Below are 19,430 nucleotides of genomic sequence, written 5' to 3'. Positions count from 1 at the left end.
CAAACTAACAGATACATGCCCCAAAAACAGGAGGGACTCTCATGCGTTTTGCAAGCGATCCGCTGGAGCTGGCGGCCCTGCTCCGCCGCCAGGCCGCCCTGCGCCTGGGCCCGGACGCGCCCGCCGATGCCGCCGGGCTGCGGGCCGGTTACCTGCTGCTGCGCCGCGCCCGGGCGCTGGAGCTGGAGACGGCCTTTTCCCTGCCCGCTGCATCCTGCCTGGAGCTGAACAGCTGGTGCGGCGCTCTGCTGGAGGCAGCGGCCGAGGTCTGCCCTCTGCCGCCCGCGTCGATGCGCTTTTGCGGCTGGGGCGAACCGCTGCCGGTGGCGGGCCGCAGCGGCCTGCTGGAGGCGCTGGTGCTGCAGCTGGTATGCAACAGCCTTTTGCATGCCGGGCCCCGCCCCAACCTGGAGCTGCGGCTGCGTTCAGCAAACGGGCGCGCTCATCTTATCTATATAGACAGCGGCCCCGGCCTTGCCCCCGATGCCCGACCGGGCTTCGGCTTCGGTGCGGCCCGTGCCTTTGCCCGCCAGGCGGGAGGAAGCTTTGCGGTGCGCGCGGGTGGGCCGGGCTTTGTGTGCGGGGCTTCGCTGCCTCTCTACCCCGCCCTTCCCCTGCTGGCACCACCCCGGCCGTCGGAGCTGCTGGCGGACCGGTTCAGCCCGGTTTATATTCATCTTGCCCCCCGGTGCATCCTGCCGGAGTAAAGTTGCCCCCGCCCGGCTTTTGTGGTATGCTGATAAGCAGCAAAATCCGCCGCAGCGCCGCAGAAGCCGACGCCGGCCAGGGGGCATTTTTTATGAAAAAACGCATCTGCATCTTATATACCGGCGGCACCATCGGCATGATGCCCGGCGAGCAGGGCTACGCGCCCAAGCCGGGCTGCTTTGCGGGCGGGCTGGCCACCATTCCTGAGCTGACCAGCCCGGATATGCCGGACTGGGAGCTGGTGGAGATGGACCCGCTGCTGGATTCCTCCAACATCACAGTGCACGAGTGGTGCGCCATCGGCCAGGCCATCGCGGACCGGTACCACCAGTTCGACGGCTTTGTGGTGCTGCACGGCACCGACACCATGGCCTACACCGCTTCGGCGCTGAGCTTCATGCTGGAAAATCTGGACAAGCCGGTGGTGCTTACCGGCAGCCAGATCCCGCTGTGCCAGCTGCGCAGCGACGGGCGGGACAATCTGATCACCAGCCTGCTCATTGCAGCCGAGGGCGTGGTGAACGAGGTGAGCCTTTATTTCGGCGGTCAGCTGCTGCGGGGCAACCGGGCGGTGAAGAGCTCGGCGGACGGCCTGCAGGCCTTCTCCTCCCCCAACTATCCGCCGCTGGCCACCGCCGGGGTGGACATCCGCTACAACAAAAGCGCCATCGGCGCACCCCGGGTGAACGGCCCCTTGCAGCTGGCAAAGCTGGAGAACGTGCCCATCGGCGTATTGAAGGTATTCCCGGGCATCCAGTTCGAGCTGTTCGACTCGATCCTGACCGAGAAGCTGCAGGGCATCGTGCTGGAGACCTTCGGCGCGGGCAACATTCCGGACTACGACGGTGCACTGCTGCCGCTGATCCAGAAGGCCTTCGCCCACGGCACCATCCTCACGGTGTGCAGCCAGTGCCCCCAGGGCGCGGTGCACATCGGTACCTACGCCACCAGCAGCGGCCTGAAGGCCGCCGGTGCGGTGAGCGGCCTGGACATGACCACCGAAGCCGCCGTGGCAAAGCTGTACTACCTGTTCAGCAAGGGCTACGACCGGGACACCATCAAGCACTGGATGGAGCAGGACCTGCGGGGCGAGCTGACCAGCGCCCGGTAAATCCGCCTGAACATACGAAAAATGCCCCTTCGGCAAAACAGTCGAAGGGGCATTTTTTCTGTGTGCTCCGCAAGCGGTCAGTCGCCCAGCGCCTTTTCCAGGGTATCCACAATGATCTCCAGGGCTTTGACGCGGGCATATTTTTTGTCGCACGAGGGCAGGATGTGCCAGGGGGCCTTCTGGGTACTGGTCTTCTGCAGCATCTCATCCACCGCCTGCTCGTAAGCGGGCCATTTTTCCCGGTTGCGCCAGTCCTCGTCGGTGATCTTCCACTGCTTCTCCGGGGTGTTCTGGCGGCTTTGGAACCGCTCCAGCTGGGTGGCCGGGTCGATGTGGACCCAGAATTTCAGGATCACTGCGCCCCAGTCGGCCAGCTCGGCCTCGAACTCGTTGATCTCGTTATAGGCCCGCTGCCAGTCATTCTCGGTGCAGAAGCCCTCGATCCGCTCCACCAGCACCCGGCCGTACCAGCTGCGGTCGAAGATGGCAATGTGGCCGGTTTTGGGCAGGCGGGTCCAGAACCGCCACAGGTAATGCCGGGCCTTTTCGTGGGGCTCGGGGCTGGCGATGGGATTCACCTGATAGCCTCGGGGGTCCAGCGCGGCGGTGACCCGCCGAATGTTGCCGCCCTTGCCCGCGGCGTCCCAGCCCTCGTACACGATGATCACCGGCACCTTTTTGCGGTAGGTGCGGTTGTGCAGAACGGTCAGCCGCTTCTGCAGGGCCTTGCGGCGGGCGTCATATTCCTCGTCGGTCAGGCTTTGGGAAAGGTCCACCTGCGCCAGCTTGGGCATGGACACCAGCGGGAAGGTATTCTGCAAAAGGGGCACCGCCAGCGCCGCGTTCTTGCGGGCGGTGTCGATGGCGCTGCACAGGGTCTCCAGCATCTGCAGCTCGCACCACTTTTTGTCCTTCGCGTCAATGATGTACCAGGGCGCGCCGGGCAGATTGGTGGCCCGCAGGTAATCGTCGAACACATCCTCGCACTCCTCATAGTGCTTGTTCTGCCAGCGGTCGTTGGCGCTCACCCGCCAGGCGGTGTCCGGGTCGGCGGCCAGAGCCTCCAGCCGCTTTTTCTGCTCCTTGCGGCTGATCTGCAAAAACAGCTTGAGCACCAGATAGCCGTTGTCGGTGAGCTGGCGCTCAAAGCGCAGCACGCTCTGCAGCCGCCGGGCGTAGGCCTGGCCCTCCAGCTCGCCCCGCAGCCGCTCCTTCACCACCTGGTCCATCCAGCCGGAATCCAGAAAGGCAAACTTGCCCGCCTCGGGAATGGCCTTCACATACCGGTGCAAAAAGGGGTAGCGCCCCTCCTCCGGCGTGGGGGCGGACATGCTGGTCACCGTGAAAAACCGGGGGTCGATGTTTTGGATGATCCGCCCCAGCATGCTGCCCTTGCCCGCGGCGCCCCAGCCCTCCACCAGCACCAGCACCGGCAGGCCGGCGGCCTTCACCTCCAGCTGCAAAGCTTCCAGCCGGTCACGGGCGGCATCCAGCCGCTGCTTGCATTCGCTCTCCTCCGGCCGCGCGGGCCGTACCCAGGTTTTCAACATGTTGCACACCTCTCATTTCCCTGCCCGGACACTTTACCGGGCGCTGCGGGCGGCGCGGGAGATTGCCCACTGTCCGCCGTTTTCTTTCATTATACCACCGGGCAGCAGGTTCATACCGGCGTAAGTTTCGGCACATCCCACAAGCTTTTCGCCCATTTTTTGCCAACTATGCAAAAATGCCCCGGATGGCAGCTGCCATCCGGGGTATTTTGTTGCATTTTTTCGCCGGCTCAGACCAGATACTCCGCCGCCAGGGCGCGCAGCTCGGCCTCGTGGGAGGGCAGCCATTCCTCGAAGGAAAGGCCGGTATCGGCCACCTTGCGGCCCAGCGCCACCAGGAATTCCGGGATGCGCTCCTCAAAGATCACGCCCCAGCTCTCGCCGAAGCGCTCCTCGCCCATCCGGGCGCTGCCGTTCACATGCAGGGTGAAGGCGGGGTGGGGCTTTTTGTCCACCAGCTTCACGCCGCCGTGGAAGCCCAGGGCGCCCACCTGATGGGTGCCGCAGGAGGAGGGACAGCCGGAAATGTGGATCACCGGCAGCGCGCCGTCCGGCAGGTTTGCCTCGCGGGCAGCCTTCACACAGGCGTGGTACAGCGCCTGGGAATCCCGCACGCCCTGCTGGCAGACCGCAGCGCCGATGCAGGCCACCGAATGCTCAAATCGGGTGCGCGCGCCGTCCTCGGTGACGGCCAGCACCTTTTCCGCCTCGGCGGCGGTGCAGTTGATCACGTACATGGTGCCGTCCGCGCCCAGACGCACCTCCACCTGCTCCATGGGCTGGATGGTATCCAGCAGCGCCCGCAGAGTCTGGCGGCTGGGAGTGCCGCCCAGGGGATGATAGCTCACCGCGAACAGGCCCGCCTGCTTTTGGGCGATGATCCGCTTGCCGCTGATGCTGCCCTCGCCCTGCTTGGTCACCGGGCGCTTCTCCACCTGCCGGTCCAGCCCACCGGCGGCTTTCGCAGCCTCCAGAGCCTGGTTATAGGCCTGGCGCAGACCCTCCTCGCCCAGGGCCTCCTGCATGTAGCGGGTGCGGGCCTTGGCCCGCTGCTCATAGTTGCCGTGGGCCAGGAAGGTGTCCACCATGGCCTTCACGTAATACAGCAGCTCACCGCCGGGCACATGCTCGGCCACCTTCAGGCCCATGCGGGGGTTGGGGCCCATACCGCCGGCGATGTATACCGAGAAGCAGCCGTCCGCCTCGGCCACAAAGCCCAGGTCCCGCATGGTGACGTGGGCCGTGTTGGTTTCATGGTTGGCAAAGCCCACCTTCAGCTTGCGGGGCATCCGGATATCGTACAGCAGGCTCAACAGATAATCTGCGGTCATCTCCGCATAGGGGATCACGTCGAAGCTCTCGCCGGGCAGCACGCCGGACAGAGGCGGCGCCATCACGTTGCGGGGGTGGTCACCGCCGCCGCCCCGGCAGACGATGCCCGCATCCAGAGCCTTTCCCGCCACGTCCAGAATCTGGCGGCCGGTCAGATGGTGCAGCTGCACCGTCTCGCAGGTGGTCAGCTTGATCAGGTCAATGTTCAGCCGCTCGGTGGTCTCCACCACAAAGGCCAGCTTTTCCTTGGTCACGCGGCCGGCGGTCATCCGCAGGCGGATCATCCCCTTCTGGCCGCCCTTTTCGGAATAGCTGCCGAAGCCGCCGGAGATGCCCTTGTACTCCTGCTTGCTCATATTGCCGGTATAAAAATCACGTGTGGCTTCGTCAAAGCCCTTCAAATCCGCCCGGAAGGCGGCCATCATATCGTTCATATGCCTCTCCTTTGTTCAGCTCACCGCCCCTGAGCGGAGCGGTTTGAAAAGTTATTATACCATAGGTTTGGCAGGATTTACACAAAAAAGGCCCGCCGGATTGGAAAATTCCGAATCCGGCGGGTTCTTTTTCACACGTTACTTCTCTTCGCTGGACACAGTGAGCGCGTAGACCGCGCCCATCAGGCCCACCAGAGCCAGGCACACGCCCTCGACCATGCCGCGCAGCGCGCTCTGGCCCTGCAGCCAGGTCCACACGGCGCTGGGCAGTGCCAGGCAGGTGCAGAACAGGAAGGCCGCCATGCCGCTGAGCCAGATCCACCGGGCGCTCTTGCCGCCGGGGATGTAGGCGCTTTTCAGCTGAGCCGTGCAGAACAGCAGCGCCACCAGCGCCGCCAGGGCCTCCAGAGTGGTGTTCACCCGCGCGATTCCGGTGGGAGCCAGACCAAACCGCTTGATGGTGAGCAGGTAGAGCGCCAGTGTGCCCGCAACGCCGAACAGCGCGCTGCCGGTGGGAGCCTCAAATTCCGGCGTGAACCGGCTGCGGCCCAGCAGCAGCATCCACACGCCGCTCACCAGATACAGCACCGCCAGCGCCAGCTCGAACCGGCCCATCTCATCAAAGGCCGCCAGATACACCCCGCCCAGCGCGGCAAAGCCCACGCCGCACAGCAGTGCCAGCATGCCCTGAGCCGTGCTCTGGCCCTTCAGCGCGGTGCTGGTTTTGGGGATCATCCAGCCCGCCAGCCACAGCAGCACCAGCACGCCGCCCGCCAGCGCATAGCGCCACAGGTAGCTGCCCCAGGTCACAAAGCCGGTGGCAAGATCGGTGTAGTACATCACATCCAGCCAGCGCACGGCACCTGCCGCCGCGCAGACCAGAAGCAATAAAATCGTTGCAATTCGTTTCATCCGCGTTCCTCTAATGTTTTGTATTTCTGCCGCACGCCCAGGTACTTGTAGGCCGGGCGGATGATCCGGTTGGCGAACACCACCTCTTCAATGCGGTGGGCGCACCAGCCCGGAATGCGGCTGATGGCAAACAGGGGGGTGTAAAGATCCTGGCTGATGCCCAGCATCTTGTAGATCAGGCCGCTGTACAGGTCCACGTTGGCGCACACGGTCTTGTTGCCCTTTTCCTCGGCAAACACCTGGGGACCCAGCTTTTCCACCAGGCACAGCAGGCGAAACTCCTCCTCGAAGCCCTTTTCCACCGCCAGCTTCTCCGCCTTCTGGCGCAGCACCACGGCACGGGGATCGCTGATGGTGTAGATGGCATGGCCCATGCCGTAGATCAGGCCGCTGCCGTCGCCCGCCTGCTTGCGGATGATCCGGCGCAGAAATTCCCGCACCTCGTCCTCGTCCCGGTAATTCTCCACACCGGCCTTCAGGTATTCCAGCTGCTCCATCACCTTCAGGTTTGCGCCGCCGTGCTTGGGGCCCTTCAGGCTGCCGATGGCCGCCGCAATGGCCGAATAGGTATCGGTGCCGGAGCTGGACAGCACCCGGCAGGTGAAGGCGGAGTTGTTGCCGCCGCCGTGGTCCGCGTGGACCAGCAGGCACAGATCCAGCAGCTTTGCCTCCTCGTGGGTGAACTTCTGGTCCGCCCGGTAGGTGGAGAGGATGTGCTCGGCGGTGCTCTGCCCCGGCGTGGGCGGGTGGAAGAACATGCTCTGCTTGTCGTACACCCGGCGCTTGAGCTGGTAGGCGTTCACCATGATGGTGGGCAGCCCGGCGATCAGGTTGATGGACTGCTCCATCAGGTTTTCCAGGCTCAGGTCCTCGGGGCGCTCGTCGTAGCTGTAGAGCGAGAGCACGCTGCGGGCCATCTTATTCATAATATTGGGGCTGGGCGAGCGCAGCAGCACGTTCTCGATGAAGTGCTCGGGCAGGTTGTGGTGCTCGGCGATGATCTGCTGGAACTGCTCCAGCTCGCTCTTTTTGGGCAGGCTGCCGAACAAAAGCAGCCAGCTGACCTCCTCAAAAATGAAGCGGTCGTGCTCGTAGGCCTCCCGCACCAGCTCGTTCAGATCCACGCCCCGGTAGATCAGCCGGCCCGGAGTGGGGATGACCTCGCCCGCCGGGCCTTTTTCGTAGCCCACAACATCACAGATGTTGGTCAGGCCCGCCAGCACACCGGTACCGTCCGGGTTGCGCAGGCCCCGCTTGACCCCCAGACGCTCACTGGTCTCCGGGTCGATGTAGTTATTTTTCAAATATTCCCGGCATAAAAATTCCATACCGGAAGACTGCTGGGCCATGGCCCCCTTCCCCCTCTGATCCGAATTTGTCAAACGGCCTGCTTCGGCGCGCTTTGCGCCCCGGGGCCGTTATTCTGAAAACCACCCGTTCCCACCGGTGGTTTATGTTTAATCTTACACACTTTACAACGAAAAAGCAAGTGCGGAAACTGCCGCCGCGCCGCCAAGGAGGTCCAATGCCATGAAACGAAGTATCCTGCCCATCCTGCTGTTCTGCCTGCTTACCTTCTGCCTGCCGCTGGTGAGCCTTCTGCCCCAGGCCGCCGGGCAGGCTGGGGCATCCTCCTCTTTGGGGCAGAACGCCGCCGAGGTCCAGCCTGCGCCCGCTGTCTCCTCCCCCGAAAGCACCACACCGCTCCCCAGCGCTCCGCCCGCCGAGACCCCTGCCCCGGCAGAGGATGTGATCCGGGTACAGAATGCCTCCACCGGCCAGGTTCTGGAGATACCGGTGCTGGAGTACATGATCGGGGCGGTGGCCAGCGAGATGCCCATCACCTGGCCGGACGAGGCACTGAAGGCTCAGGGAATCGCCGCCCACAGCTACGCGCTGTATCAGCGGGACCACGCGGACACCGAGGCGCTGGGCGGGGCCTGGTTCTCGGTGGACCCGGCCCGCCGCCAGGGCTGCATGACCACCGAAGTGCTGCAAAGCTACTGGGGCGAGGACTACGAGGCCAACTACCAGCGGCTGAAAACCCTGCTGGAGCCGCTGGTGCACACGGTGCTTTTGTACGAGGGCGCACCCGCCGCCGCCTGCTACCACGCCATCAGCAACGGACGCACCGAGGCAAGCCAGCTGGTGTGGAACGAGGCGCTGCCTTATCTGCAGGGCGTGGACTCCCCGCTGGACAAGCTGGCCGAGGGCTACGAGGAAACGGTGAGCTACACCACCCAGCAGATGTACGACATGCTGGCCACTCAGTTTTCCGGCCTGGACCTGAGCGGCAGTGCGGACGGCTGGTTCGGCGAGACAAGCCTTACCCCCGCCGGATACGTGGACACCATCCAGGTGGGCGGGGCCTTTGTGAAAGGCACCCAGCTGCGCACCGCCCTTTCGCTGCGCAGCAGCTGCTTTACCATTCAGCGCACCGAGGATGGTTTCGATGTGACCACACTGGGCTACGGCCACGGAGTGGGCCTGAGCCAGTGCGGTGCCCAGGCCATGGCCGCCCAGGGTCAGAGCTGCCAGCAGATTTTAAGCTGGTATTTTCCCGGCACCAGCCTTGCGGAATACCCCGGCTGATCGTTCCGCTTCGTTCTCCTTTTCAAGTGGCAAAATGCCCGCCCACAAGCCATGTGGACGGGCTTTTTTGTGCTCTTTTCTAATTTTGAAAATCAGTCGAAAATCCTCAAAAAGTTGCATTGACTTTTGCCGCCGCTGCGGTATGATAGGTGGCGTTATGTTTTCGCACAACACTCTGGATCTGATTTTTGCAACGCACCCAAATGGAGAGAATTGTTATGACCAAATCCATGACCGCCGGTTCCCCGGCAAAACTGATTTTGCTGTTCGCACTGCCGCTGTTCATCGGCAACCTGTTCCAGCAGGTCTACAACATGGCCGACGCCTTCATCGTGGGGCGGATGCTGGGCGTGAATGCCCTGGCCGCGGTGGGCTGCACCGGCAGCCTGACCTTTCTGATCATCGGCTTTGCCCAGGGCCTGTCCGCCGGTTTTTCCATCCTCACCGCCCAGCGCTTCGGCGCGGGAGAAATGGACGGCGTGCGCCAGAGCTATGCGGCCAGTCTGGTGCTGGGCGGCGTGATCAGCCTGGTGCTCATGGCGGCCAGCATGGCAGGCACCCGCCAGCTTCTGGTCCTGCTGCAGACCCCACCGGAAATTTTAGAGGATGCCACCCGCTACCTGATCGTGATCTTCGCGGGCATTCCGACCACCATGCTGTTCAACGTGGTGTCCAACGTGCTGCGCGCGCTGGGCGACAGTAAAACCCCGCTTTCCTTTCTGGTGGGGGGCTGCGTACTCAACATCCTGCTGGATGTGCTGCTCATCCTTTACACCCCGCTGGGGGTAATGGGCGCGGGCGTGGCCACCGTGATCGCCCAGCTGCTGGCCGGTGCCGCCTGCGTGGTCTACATCCACAAGGCCTTCCCCGCTCTGCGGCTGCACCGGTCCGACTGGAAGCTCAGCCGCCGGGAGGTGCTGCGGCATCTGCAGATGGGTCTGCCCATGGGCTTCCAGAGCAGCATCATTGCCATCGGCTCACTGATGCTGCAATACGCCCTGAACAGTCTGGGCAGCACCGCGGTGGCCGCCTTCACCGCCGCCAACAAGCTGGAATCCCTGGGCACCCTGCCTCTGTGCAGCTTCGGCCTTGCCATGGGCACCTTCGTGGCTCAGAACTACGGCGCGGGCAAGCTGCACCGCATCCGCACCGGTGTGCTGCAGTGCAGCGCCATGGCGCTGAGCTGGTCCGTCTTTATGGGTGTGGTGTTCCTGGTCTTCGGCCGCCAGCTGGCCATCCTGTTTGTGGGCCGCGACGCCCAGGTGACCGGCCTTTCCTATATTTATCTGTGCGTGGTCGCCTTCTCCATGTGGGTGCTGGCACTGCTGTTCATCTTCCGCTACTCCCTGCAGGGGCTGGGCCAGAGCTTTGTGCCCACCTTCGCCGGAATCATGGAGCTGGTGATGCGCGGCGTCTGCGCGGTCTGCCTGGTGGGCCCCTTCGGCTTCACCGGTGCCTGTCTGGCCAACCCCATGGCCTGGAGCGGCAGCGCGGTGCCGCTGGTCATTGCTTTCTTCATCACCATGCGGCGGCTCACCCTTTCCATGCCGGAGCATGAGGAGATCGCCTGACCGCTTCTCTTATTCCGGTCGGGCAAGCCGGGCCCGGATGAAGTCCCGCACCCGGCGGCGCTCCGCCTCATCGGCAAAGGCCTGGGGTGGCAGCAGCGTGATGACTCCGCCGTCCTTTTTCAGCACCAGCGTGCCCCGCTGCTCTCTCACTTCGTCGATTCGCTCCCAGCTCCAGAAGCTGCCCTCCTCGCCCCGGGCAAGCTGAATGCCGTCCTCATACAGTTCAAATCGGGCGGGCATGCGGGTCAGGCCGGAGGGTCCGCCCTGCTGGATGGTGGCTTTTTCCCGCCGCCGGGGATTGGTCTGAGCGGCCACCAGACCCACCACCGCCGCCGCGGCAATTCCCTTGACCAAAAGCCCGCCGGGCATCAGCAGAAGGATGATGAACAGTGCCGCTGCGCCGCCCAGCGCCAGACGCAGACGCAACCGGCGGTTCCAGGCATCGGCAATGGAATAGCTGGCGCCCCAGACCAGATTCGGCCGGGGTGTGATGAGCGACCGCCAGAGGGTCTCGTCCAGCGGCTGGGCCTGACGCACCCGCTCGTTCACGGTGTGCTGCAGCTGCGCCAGACCGCCCTGAGCCTCCAGCTCCCGGGCGGAAATGGCCGCCAGACAGCTGCGCCCGGCGCACAGCATTACCAGATCGCGGCTCTGTACCACCCGGATGCTCGGATTCCAGTGAACGGCCAGCAGCTGCAGGCCGTCGAGCCGATAGATGCGAAGGATATGCTGGCTGAATACCAGACGGCGAGGTTCCTCCGGCTGGTCCAGAAACCGCCGGTATGCCCTGCGGTTGCCCGCCACGATACGCCAGACCATCCAGCCCGCGGTGCCCAGAAACAGCAGCATATAGGCCAGCGTCTGCCAGCCATACCAGGAAAAATCCATGCCCATGTAGTAAAAGCCCCAGTAGGTCAGCCACAGTTCATGGATACCCAGCACCGCCAGAAACAGCGGCCCCAGAACGGCCGCAATCCCCAGCGGGCTGAGCAGGGTGCGCCGCAGCAGCAGCTTCCAGGCCTGACGGCGCAGCGAGAGGCTGTTGGTGTATTCGATCTGATCCATGGCGATATCCTCGCTTTCCGCTTTATTTCCCACAATTATACCATGAAATGCAAAACGGAGGGAAGCCCCGGCGGCTTCCCTCCGTTTTTTCTGTGCTGTAAAACCGGGTCAGGTGCGGGCCAGACCGTCCACACTGAGCACCACGCCGGTGATGTAGCTGGCCATCTCGCTGGCCAGGAACACGAAAGCATTGGCCACCTCTTCCGGCTTGCCGATGCGGCCCAGCGGAATCTGGGTGCACAGGGCCTTGATGATGTGTTCCGGCACCGCGCGCATCATGTCAGTATCGGTGATGCCGGGGGCCACTGCGTTCACCCGGATGCCGTATTTGCCCAGCTCCCGGGCCAGCGACAGGGTAAAACCGTTTACCGCAAATTTGCTGGTGGGATAGGCAATGCCGCTGGGCTGGCCGTAGCGGGAGACCATGGAGCTGGTGTTCAGGATCACACCGCTGCCCTGGGCCTGCATGATAGGAGTCACAGCCCGGGCGCAGGTGAACACGCCCTTCACGTTCAGGTCCATCACCTTTTCAAAGGTGGCCTCGTCGTATTTGTCAAAGGGCGTGGAATCGGACATACCTGCGTTGTTCACCAGGATATCAATGCGGCCGTACTCCTGCGCCACCTTCTGGAAGGCCTCTTCCACGCTGGCCAGGTCCGCCAGATTGGGGGCGATGCCCGCCACCCTGGCGTTGGGGTCCTTCTCCTTCAAAGCAGCCACCGCCTTGTCCGCGGTCTCCTGCCGGGAGCCGGTGAGAATCACGGTAGCGCCCTCCCGCAGAAAAGCCTCCACGGTGGCCAGGCCGATGCCCCGGGTGCCGCCGGTGACAATAGCGATCTTGTTTTCCAATAACATAATCCGTACCTCCTTTTATTCTTTCCCGCAGTCCGTCTGCGCGGGAACAGTTGTTTATCTTTATTATAACACCTTTGCAGACCGAAAACGGTGAGGAACGCACGGAAAACGCAAAAGCGCCGCTGGTTTTCCAGCGGCGCTTCTGCGTATAACATGATTCCAAGGGGAAGGATCAGTTGAGGATGGTCAGTTCGGTCTCGGGATCGAACAGATGGATCTTGTGAGGATCGAAGGCAACGGTAACGTTGCTGCCGTTCTTGGCCTTGGAGGTGGGAGCTACACGAGCGGTCAGCTTGTTGCCCTTGTACAGCAGGTACAGGTAGATCTCGGAGCCCATCAGCTCGGAAACCTCAACAGTGGCCTCCAGCTTGCACTCGCCCTGCTTGTTCACGAACTCGGGATCGTCCTTGATGTCCTCGGGACGAACGCCAGCCTTGACCTTCTTGCCAACATAGGCATCCAGCTTGCCGTCGGTGGTCTTCTCCTTGGGCAGGTCGATGCGGTCGCCGGCCAGATCCAGGAAGTAGCCGTTGCCGTCCTTGTTCAGGGTAGCATCCAGGAAGTTCATCTGGGGGCTGCCGATGAAGCCGGCAACGAACATGTTGATGGGGAAGTCGTACAGGTTCTGCGGGGTGTCGACCTGCTGAACGATACCGTCCTTCATAACCACGATGCGGTCGCCCATGGTCATAGCCTCGGTCTGGTCGTGGGTAACGTAGATGAAGGTGGTAGCCAGCTTCTGGTGCAGCTTGATGATCTCGGTGCGCATGCTGGTACGCAGCTTGGCGTCCAGGTTGGACAGGGGCTCGTCCAGCAGGAATACGGCCGGGTTACGAACCATGGCGCGGCCCAGGGCAACACGCTGACGCTGACCACCGGACAGAGCCTTGGGCTTGCGGTCCAGCAGGTGCTCGATGTCCAGTACGCGGGCAGCCTCACGAACACGCTTGTCGATCTCAGCCTTGTCTACCTTACGCAGCTCCAGGCCGAAAGCCATGTTCTTGTAAACGGTCATGTGGGGGTACAGAGCGTAGTTCTGGAACACCATGGCGATGTCGCGGTCCTTGGGGGCCACATCGTTCACCAGGCGGTCGCCGATGTACAGCTCGCCCTTGCTGATCTCTTCCAGACCAGCGATCATGCGCAGGGTGGTGGACTTACCACAGCCGGAGGGGCCAACCAGAATGATGAACTCCTTGTCGGCGATCTCCAGGTTGAAGTCCTTAACGGCGGTAACGTCGCCGGAGTAGATCTTGTAGATATGACGCAGGCTAATGCTTGCCATGGGAATCGACACTCCTTTTTATTGTTGATGGTTTTAATTGTCTTTTGTTGATACGCTTGACCGCGTATCTCGTTGCTAATATAATGATACCAGACTTTTTCCGGATTTAAATAGCACTTTATTGATATGAGGTGATGTAAAATTGATTTTCGACCCCCTTGTCTTCTGCACCCTGAAGGAAACGAAGGACCTGCAGTTCTCCACCCCCATTCCTCTGGAGGGAGAAGGGCTTTGGATCGGGGTGCTTTCCAGTGGGCAATGTGCCCTGGCGGATGAAGAGGCTCCCCAGCTGGCGGGGGCGGGCAGCCTTTTGCTGGGCGCGCCGCCGCTGCGGCTGGTGCCCGCCGAGCCCTGCCATCTGGCAGCGGTGCTGCTGGGCGGTCAGGCGGCCGCGGCCTTTGCCGAGGGCCTTGCCGGCCCCATGTTCGCGGCGGGCGCCTCCTGCCCCGGCGCGGCTGAGCTGGTGGCCCAGCTGGTGGCCTCCCCCTCCTCCCGCCGGGCCTCGGCCCTGGGCTACCAGCTGCTGTGCGAAAGTGCCCGGGCGGACGCCGCCGCCCCCAGCTACCCGCCGCTGGTGACCATGGCCATTGCCGCCATGCGGGAGCACTACGCCGGGCTTTACGGCGTGGAGGAGCTGAGCGAGAGCCTGGGCGTGAGCAAAAGCCATCTGGTGCGGGTGTTTAAGGCGGCGGTGGGTGTGCCCCCGGGCCAGTACCTGACCGGGGTGCGCATTGAGGCCGCCAAGCAGCTGTTGTGCCACCGGGAATACCCGCTGGAGGTGGTGGCCAGTCTGTGCGGCTTTTCCGGGGCCAACTACCTGTGCCGGGTGTTCAAAAAGGCCACCGGCCAAAGCCCCACCGCCTGGCGGGCGGCCGCCGCCGGGGTGCCGGAGCTGCCGGAGCTGCCCCAGGAACGGGAGCTGTATGTGTAAGGCTTCTCCTTAATATAGTAAGAGAAAGGCCTATTTTTCAACAAATCCCGCCCCAATTTCGGAAAAGATTTTGTTTTTTGTGCAAAATTTCTGCATATTTTGGGCTATAATTTTTCCCCGGAAGGCTGTATGATAAAGATAAGACCGCGATTTGCAGGCAGGGCGCGCCCCCGCTTTGCGAGTTTCACCGAAAAATAGTAAAGAACGGAGTGTATCACAATGAAAGTTGTTGTTACCAAGAGCTACGACGAGAGCTGCGCCTATGTGGCCGACATGATCTGCAAACTGGTGAATGAGAAACCCAACTGCAAGCTGGGCCTGGCCACCGGCGGCACCCCCGTACCCATGTACAAGAAGCTGATCGAGGCCAACAAGGCCGGCAAGGTGGACTTTGCTCAGGTACGCACCGTGAACCTGGATGAGTACTGCGGCATCCCCGAGACCCACGACCAGAGCTACCGCTACTTCATGAACACCAACCTGTTCGACCACATCAACATCGACAAGGCCAACACCTACGTGGCCAAGGGCATGGGCGACGCGGAAGCCAACGCCGCTGAGCTGGAGGCCAAGGTTCGCGAGGGCGGCGTTGCCGACCTGCAGCTGCTGGGCATCGGCAACAACGGCCACATCGCCTTCAACGAGGCCAGCGACCACCTGATCAGCGTGGCTCACATCGAGAAGCTGACCGAGAGCACCATCAACGCCAACGCCCGCTTCTTCGAGAAGAAGGAGGACGTTCCCACCACCGCCATCACCATGGGCATGGGTGACATCATGGCTGCCAAGTGCGTTGTGCTGATCGCCACCGGCCTGGCCAAGACCGACGCCATCAAGGGCCTGGTTATGGACAATGTGATCACCACCCAGAACCCCAGCAGCATGCTGAAGATGCACGAGAACGTGGTTGTCGTGATCGATCAGGAGCTGGCCGACGCCGTTGGCTACAAGGGCTAAGCGCTCCGTTTTCCACAAAAGAACCGCTCCCCAGTGAAAAACCGGGGAGCTTTTTTGTTGCCTGCCCAAACAAAAAGCGAGCGGAAAGATCCGCTCGCTTTTGTTTTTCTTATTTTGCGCTTAAAAGCTGCGCCAGCTGTCCAGCCCGTCGGGCAGATGACCGGCCCAGAAGCCTGCCAGCATCGCCGCAGCCTGGGGGCGGCTCACACCGCCCAGTTCCCGGGTGATGTCCGGCCCGCCGGGCTGCTCCAGTACCGCCTGCACCGCCAGACCGCCGTCCGGGTCGGTGGTACAGTGCATGGACCGGCAGCCCTCCAGAGGTGCGGGCGGGGTGAGCACCAGATAACCCGCGCTCACGCCCACGGCCTCCACCGCGCGGGTGAGGGCGGCTGCATCCGGCTGGCAGGGCGCCTGGCCCTCCACCGTCAGCTGCCACAGACCGGTGTCGTTTTTGCGGCCGGGGCGCTGCTCCTCGGGCAGGCCCGGGTTCAGCCGCTGACGGCGCTGCTCTTCCCTGCGCCGTTCCACAGCCTGGCGGTCCCGCCGGCGGGAGCGCACGGTGGAATAGATGGCAAGGCCCATCATCACCAGCACCAGCACGCCCAGCAGCACCGGCAGCAGCGTCTGAAAGAAAAATACACTCATCACCTGTCTGCCCTCCGGCTTATTCCTCGCCGCGGCCGCGCCGGGCCAGCACCTTCACGCTGCTGGCATACTCCGAGGGAGTCATGCCGGTGACCTTTTTGAAATGGCGGGAAAAATAATGGATGGAATTGTAGCCCAGCAGGGCCGCGATCTCGGTGAAGTTGTGGCTGCCCTCCCGGATCATCTCCTTGGCCTTCTGGATCTTCAGATTGCCGAAGTATTCCATGGCGCCGCCGCCGGTCTTCTCCCGGAAGACCTTCTGCAGGTAGCTGCGGCCCACCAGATTGTCCCGGCAGATGTCGCTCAAGGTCAGGCGGCGCTGGATGTTGTTCTCCAGATACTGCTGCACCCGGCTCAGGAATTCATTCTGACTGCGCTCCCGGATCAGGCTGGTGGGCTTGGTCACCACCGGGCTGTCGCCCCGGCGCACCATATCCAGCAGCATGGTCTCCAGCGAGAGGCCGATCACCTGCTCGGCGCCGAAGGCCGCATCCTCCCGGCGGGTCAGATGCTGGGCCAGGGGATCGTCCAGCGGGGTGGAGAAGGCCGCACCGGCCATTTCCACGATCCGGGCCATGAGCACCCGGTCGCTGTCGCTTGCCATGAGCACCCGGCCCCGGAAAAAGTCCATGGCGGGGCTGTCGCAATCAAAGGAGACGATCACAATGTTGGGCGCATCCTTGCCGGTGGCACGGATGTTGTGATACTCGCCGGGCTCGTGGAAGATCATCTGCCCCTTTTTCAGCAGCTTCTCCTCCTCGCCCGCGGTCACGTAGACCTCGCCCTTGTCCGCATAGACAAATTCCCAGAAATCATGACTCTCGCCCGTGAAGGCGTAGTCCGGGCCATATTCAAAATAATGTACCGAATAGATGCGGTCGATGCGCAGCACCTTGTCCAGCTCCAGTGCCTGATAGCCCATCTGCTTGCAGCTCCTCTCCTTTGGAAGAGGGGCGGTCTGCCCCTGCTTGTTTGTCCGTGGTTCACTTGCTCATGCTTGTAGTATATCCTAAAACGACCGATTGTGCAAATGTTTTCTTTTTTTCTGCCCCAAATGCCGCTCTCTGGCAGCATTTGCTCGAATATGCTATACTGGAACCGATGATGCAAATAACAGGGGCCCCGCCCCCAAAAATCAAACAGAAAGAGGACGGACCAATGCAGCGATTCAAAGAACATTTTTATACCGACTGGTCGTTTTACAAGCGGATGCTGGCCATCACCATTCCCATCGCTTTGCAGAACGTGATCAGCCTGGGCGTGAACATGATGGATACCATCATGCTGGGCCAGCTGGGCGATGTGGCCATCGCCTCGGCCAATCTGGGCGGCCAGCTGTTCACCATTCTGGATGTGATGGGCTTCGGCCTGGCCAGCGGCGCGGCGGTGCTGATCGCCCAGTACTGGGGCAAGCGGGACATGCTGCGCATCCGCCAGATCTTCGCGCTCACGCTGCGGGTGGTGCTGGTGGTGAGCAGTCTGTTCGCTCTGGTGGGCCATTTCCTGCCCGAAAAGGTGCTGGCCATCTATACCACCGATGCGGCGGTGATCGAATCCGGCGCGACATACCTGAAGCTTTTATCCATCAGCTTCGTGCTGTTCAGCTTTTCCAACTGCTACATCATGTGCCTGCGGGCGGTGGAACAGGTGCGCATCAGCATGGTAGTGTACGGATGCAGCTTCTTCATCAACGTATTTTTCAACTACTGCTTTATCTTCGGCAAGCTGGGCGCACCGGCCTGGGGCGTACGGGGCGCGGCCTTCGGCACCGTGATGGCCCGCCTGTTCGAGCTGTGCGCCACTCTGGTGTACATGTGCTTCATTGAAAAACGGGTGCGCTTTACTCCCCGCTGGCTGCTGCAGCTGAAGAGCGGCCTGGGCCGGGACTATGTGCGCAACAGCGTGCCGGTGGTGAGCAACGAGCTGCTGTGGGGCGTGGGCCTCTCGGTGGTGAACCTGACCATCGGCCACATGGGCGCCAGCTACACCAGCGCCATGAGCATCGTGAACGTATTCAACCAGCTGGTGAGCGTATTCACCTTCGGCATGTCTGCCGCCAGCGCCGTGGTGGTGGGCAAGACCATCGGCGAGGGCCGCATCCACGATGCCAAACGGGCCGCCAACAGCTCGGTGCTGGTGGGTCTGGGCCTGAGTTTTATCTGCATGACCCTGCTGCTGGTGGGCCGGCCCTACATCCTAAGCCTTTATAATGTGAGCCAGCTGGCCCACGACACCGCCTTTGCCATGATGACCATCCTGGCCCTGATGCAGCCCTTCCAGGCGGTGGGCTGCGTGATGATCGTTGGCGTGCTGCGGGGCGGCGGCGATGTGCGCACCAACCTGATGCTGGACAGCGGCCTGCAGTGGTGCCTGGCCATTCCGCTGGGCCTGCTCACCGGCTTTGTGCTCCACTGGAGCGCCCCGGTGGTATTCTTCTTCCTGCGGTGTGACAACATCGTGAAGAGCATTGCCGGTTTCATCCGGCTGCGCAGCGGCAAATGGATTCGGGTGGTCACCCAGGAAGCCGCCTGAGTGCTGCTTTTTCGCCCCGGCCAAACACCGGGGCGGCATTTTATAAAAACGGGGAGATGTGTTGTTATGAGCAAGATCGCATGGATCGGCACCGGCGTGATGGGCCGCCAGCAGGCGGGCCACCTGGTAAAGGCCGGGCATACCGTAAAGGCCTACAGCCGCCGCTACGAGGCAGTATGCCAGCAGGCGAAGGAATTCGGCTTTGCGCCCTGCGCCACCATCCGGGAAGCAGTGGCTGATGCGGAATTCGTCTTCGTGATGGTGGGTTACCCGGCGGACGTGGAGCAGGTGTTCTGCGGTCCCGAGGGCATTCTGGAAAACACCCCCGCCGGGGCCGTGGTGGTGGACATGACCACCTCCAGCCCCACGCTTGCCCAGAAGCTGTATGCTCTGGGCAAGGAAAAGGGCATCGCCGTGATGGACGCCCCGGTCTCCGGCGGCGACAAAGGCGCCCGGGAGGCCACCCTGTCCATCATGGTGGGCGGTGACGAGGAGGCCTTTGAGAAGACCCTGCCCCTATTTGAATGCATGGGCAAGAGCGTGCTGCTCATGGGCCCCGCGGGCTATGGCCAGCACACCAAGGCGGCCAACCAGATCGCCGTGGCGGGCGCGACCGCGGCCTACACCGAGGCCATCCTCTACGCCGAAAAGGCCGGGCTGGACCCCCACAAGATGCTGGCGGCCATCGGCGGCGGCGCGGCGGGCAGCTGGCAGATCGCCAACATGGCTCCCCGTGCCCTGGCCGGAGATTTCGCTCCCGGCTTCTTTGTGAAGCACTTCATTAAAGATATGAAGATCGTGCGGGAGGAGGCCGCCCAGCGGGGCGTGGAGCTGGAAATGCTGGACAGCGTGCTCCATCTCTACGAGGAGTTTGCCGCGGCGGGCGGCGAGAATGAGGGCACTCAGGCGCTGATCGATTTCTACCGCAAAAAGTAACCGCAAATAAAAAA

At 62.6% G+C, this 19,430-nt stretch carries 17 protein-coding genes; 8 read left to right on the top strand and 9 right to left on the bottom strand.

The genetic code is table 11. The annotated features are described in order from the left end of the window. Positions 1-41 precede the first annotated feature (41 nt). Together B5F28_RS00365 and ansA are read left to right on the top strand one after the other, a co-directional pair. Entirely contained in the window at positions 42-707 is a 666-nt protein-coding gene (locus B5F28_RS00365; RefSeq protein WP_087291891.1) for a histidine kinase, read from the top strand. 92 nt (positions 708-799) lie between these two features. Next, the gene (gene ansA / locus B5F28_RS00360) at positions 800-1,819 is read left to right on the top strand and encodes an asparaginase (protein ID WP_087292363.1); all 1,020 of its coding nucleotides are present in this window, start codon (positions 800-802) and stop codon (positions 1,817-1,819) included. A 77-nt stretch (positions 1,820-1,896) separates the two neighbouring features. Here ansA and pap read toward each other — a convergent pair whose 3' ends face one another. From pap to B5F28_RS00340, 4 genes are all read right to left on the bottom strand, one after another. Continuing rightward, a complete protein-coding gene (pap, locus tag B5F28_RS00355) occupies positions 1,897-3,369 on the bottom strand; it encodes a polyphosphate:AMP phosphotransferase (RefSeq protein WP_087291888.1) in 1,473 nt (490 codons plus the stop codon). A gap of 230 nt (positions 3,370-3,599) precedes the next feature. After that, positions 3,600-5,135, bottom strand: a complete 1,536-nt coding sequence (locus B5F28_RS00350) for a nitrite/sulfite reductase (RefSeq protein ID WP_087291885.1) — start codon at positions 5,133-5,135, stop codon at positions 3,600-3,602. 138 nt (positions 5,136-5,273) lie between these two features. Continuing rightward, positions 5,274-6,047, bottom strand: coding sequence for a hypothetical protein (locus B5F28_RS00345; protein ID WP_143424657.1), 774 nt, complete (start codon positions 6,045-6,047; stop codon positions 5,274-5,276). Then, a complete protein-coding gene (locus B5F28_RS00340) occupies positions 6,044-7,396 on the bottom strand; it encodes a citrate synthase (protein ID WP_087291879.1) in 1,353 nt (450 codons plus the stop codon). The genes B5F28_RS00345 and B5F28_RS00340 overlap by 4 nt, the downstream gene beginning before the upstream one ends. A gap of 181 nt (positions 7,397-7,577) precedes the next feature. Between B5F28_RS00340 and B5F28_RS00335 the strand changes: the two genes are divergently transcribed. Both B5F28_RS00335 and B5F28_RS00330 read left to right on the top strand, forming a co-directional pair. Continuing rightward, entirely contained in the window at positions 7,578-8,639 is a 1,062-nt protein-coding gene (locus B5F28_RS00335) for a SpoIID/LytB domain-containing protein (RefSeq protein WP_087291876.1), read from the top strand. 218 nt (positions 8,640-8,857) lie between these two features. Beyond that, on the top strand, positions 8,858-10,210 hold the full coding sequence (locus B5F28_RS00330) for an MATE family efflux transporter (protein ID WP_087291873.1): 1,353 nt from the start codon (positions 8,858-8,860) through the stop codon (positions 10,208-10,210). 9 nt (positions 10,211-10,219) lie between these two features. Here B5F28_RS00330 and B5F28_RS00325 read toward each other — a convergent pair whose 3' ends face one another. From B5F28_RS00325 to B5F28_RS00315, 3 genes are all read right to left on the bottom strand, one after another. Then, a complete protein-coding gene (locus tag B5F28_RS00325; RefSeq protein ID WP_087291870.1) occupies positions 10,220-11,275 on the bottom strand; it encodes a YcxB family protein in 1,056 nt (351 codons plus the stop codon). 108 nt (positions 11,276-11,383) lie between these two features. Beyond that, positions 11,384-12,130 (bottom strand): SDR family NAD(P)-dependent oxidoreductase, encoded by a 747-nt coding sequence (locus tag B5F28_RS00320; RefSeq protein WP_087291867.1) that lies wholly within the window; start codon positions 12,128-12,130, stop codon positions 11,384-11,386. Between the two features lie 172 nt (positions 12,131-12,302). After that, positions 12,303-13,415 (bottom strand): ABC transporter ATP-binding protein, encoded by a 1,113-nt coding sequence (locus B5F28_RS00315; RefSeq protein WP_087291864.1) that lies wholly within the window; start codon positions 13,413-13,415, stop codon positions 12,303-12,305. A 142-nt stretch (positions 13,416-13,557) separates the two neighbouring features. Between B5F28_RS00315 and B5F28_RS00310 the strand changes: the two genes are divergently transcribed. After that, positions 13,558-14,346, top strand: coding sequence for a helix-turn-helix domain-containing protein (locus B5F28_RS00310; protein ID WP_087291860.1), 789 nt, complete (start codon positions 13,558-13,560; stop codon positions 14,344-14,346). Between the two features lie 219 nt (positions 14,347-14,565). After that, entirely contained in the window at positions 14,566-15,303 is a 738-nt protein-coding gene (gene nagB, locus B5F28_RS00305) for a glucosamine-6-phosphate deaminase (RefSeq protein ID WP_087181789.1), read from the top strand. Positions 15,304-15,423: 120 nt separating this feature from the next. On the opposite strand, the gene B5F28_RS00300 is transcribed toward nagB, so the two are convergent. Both B5F28_RS00300 and B5F28_RS00295 read right to left on the bottom strand, forming a co-directional pair. Next, complete coding sequence (locus tag B5F28_RS00300; RefSeq protein WP_143424656.1) at positions 15,424-15,951, bottom strand: hypothetical protein; 528 nt, start codon at positions 15,949-15,951, stop codon at positions 15,424-15,426. 16 nt (positions 15,952-15,967) lie between these two features. Beyond that, positions 15,968-16,870, bottom strand: a complete 903-nt coding sequence (locus B5F28_RS00295) for a helix-turn-helix domain-containing protein (RefSeq protein ID WP_087291855.1) — start codon at positions 16,868-16,870, stop codon at positions 15,968-15,970. A 236-nt stretch (positions 16,871-17,106) separates the two neighbouring features. On the opposite strand from B5F28_RS00295, the gene B5F28_RS00290 reads away from it, so the two are divergent. Both B5F28_RS00290 and B5F28_RS00285 read left to right on the top strand, forming a co-directional pair. Further along, positions 17,107-18,480, top strand: coding sequence for an MATE family efflux transporter (locus B5F28_RS00290; protein WP_158097464.1), 1,374 nt, complete (start codon positions 17,107-17,109; stop codon positions 18,478-18,480). A 66-nt stretch (positions 18,481-18,546) separates the two neighbouring features. Next, on the top strand, positions 18,547-19,416 hold the full coding sequence (locus B5F28_RS00285) for an NAD(P)-dependent oxidoreductase (protein ID WP_087291850.1): 870 nt from the start codon (positions 18,547-18,549) through the stop codon (positions 19,414-19,416). Positions 19,417-19,430 lie beyond the last annotated feature (14 nt).

Origin of the sequence: Gemmiger sp. An194, assembly GCF_002160145.1 — a bacterium.
Lineage (GTDB): Bacteria > Bacillota > Clostridia > Oscillospirales > Ruminococcaceae > Allofournierella.
The sequence above is the reverse complement of the archived record's forward strand: the minus strand, read 5'-3'. Positions and strand labels throughout refer to the sequence as shown.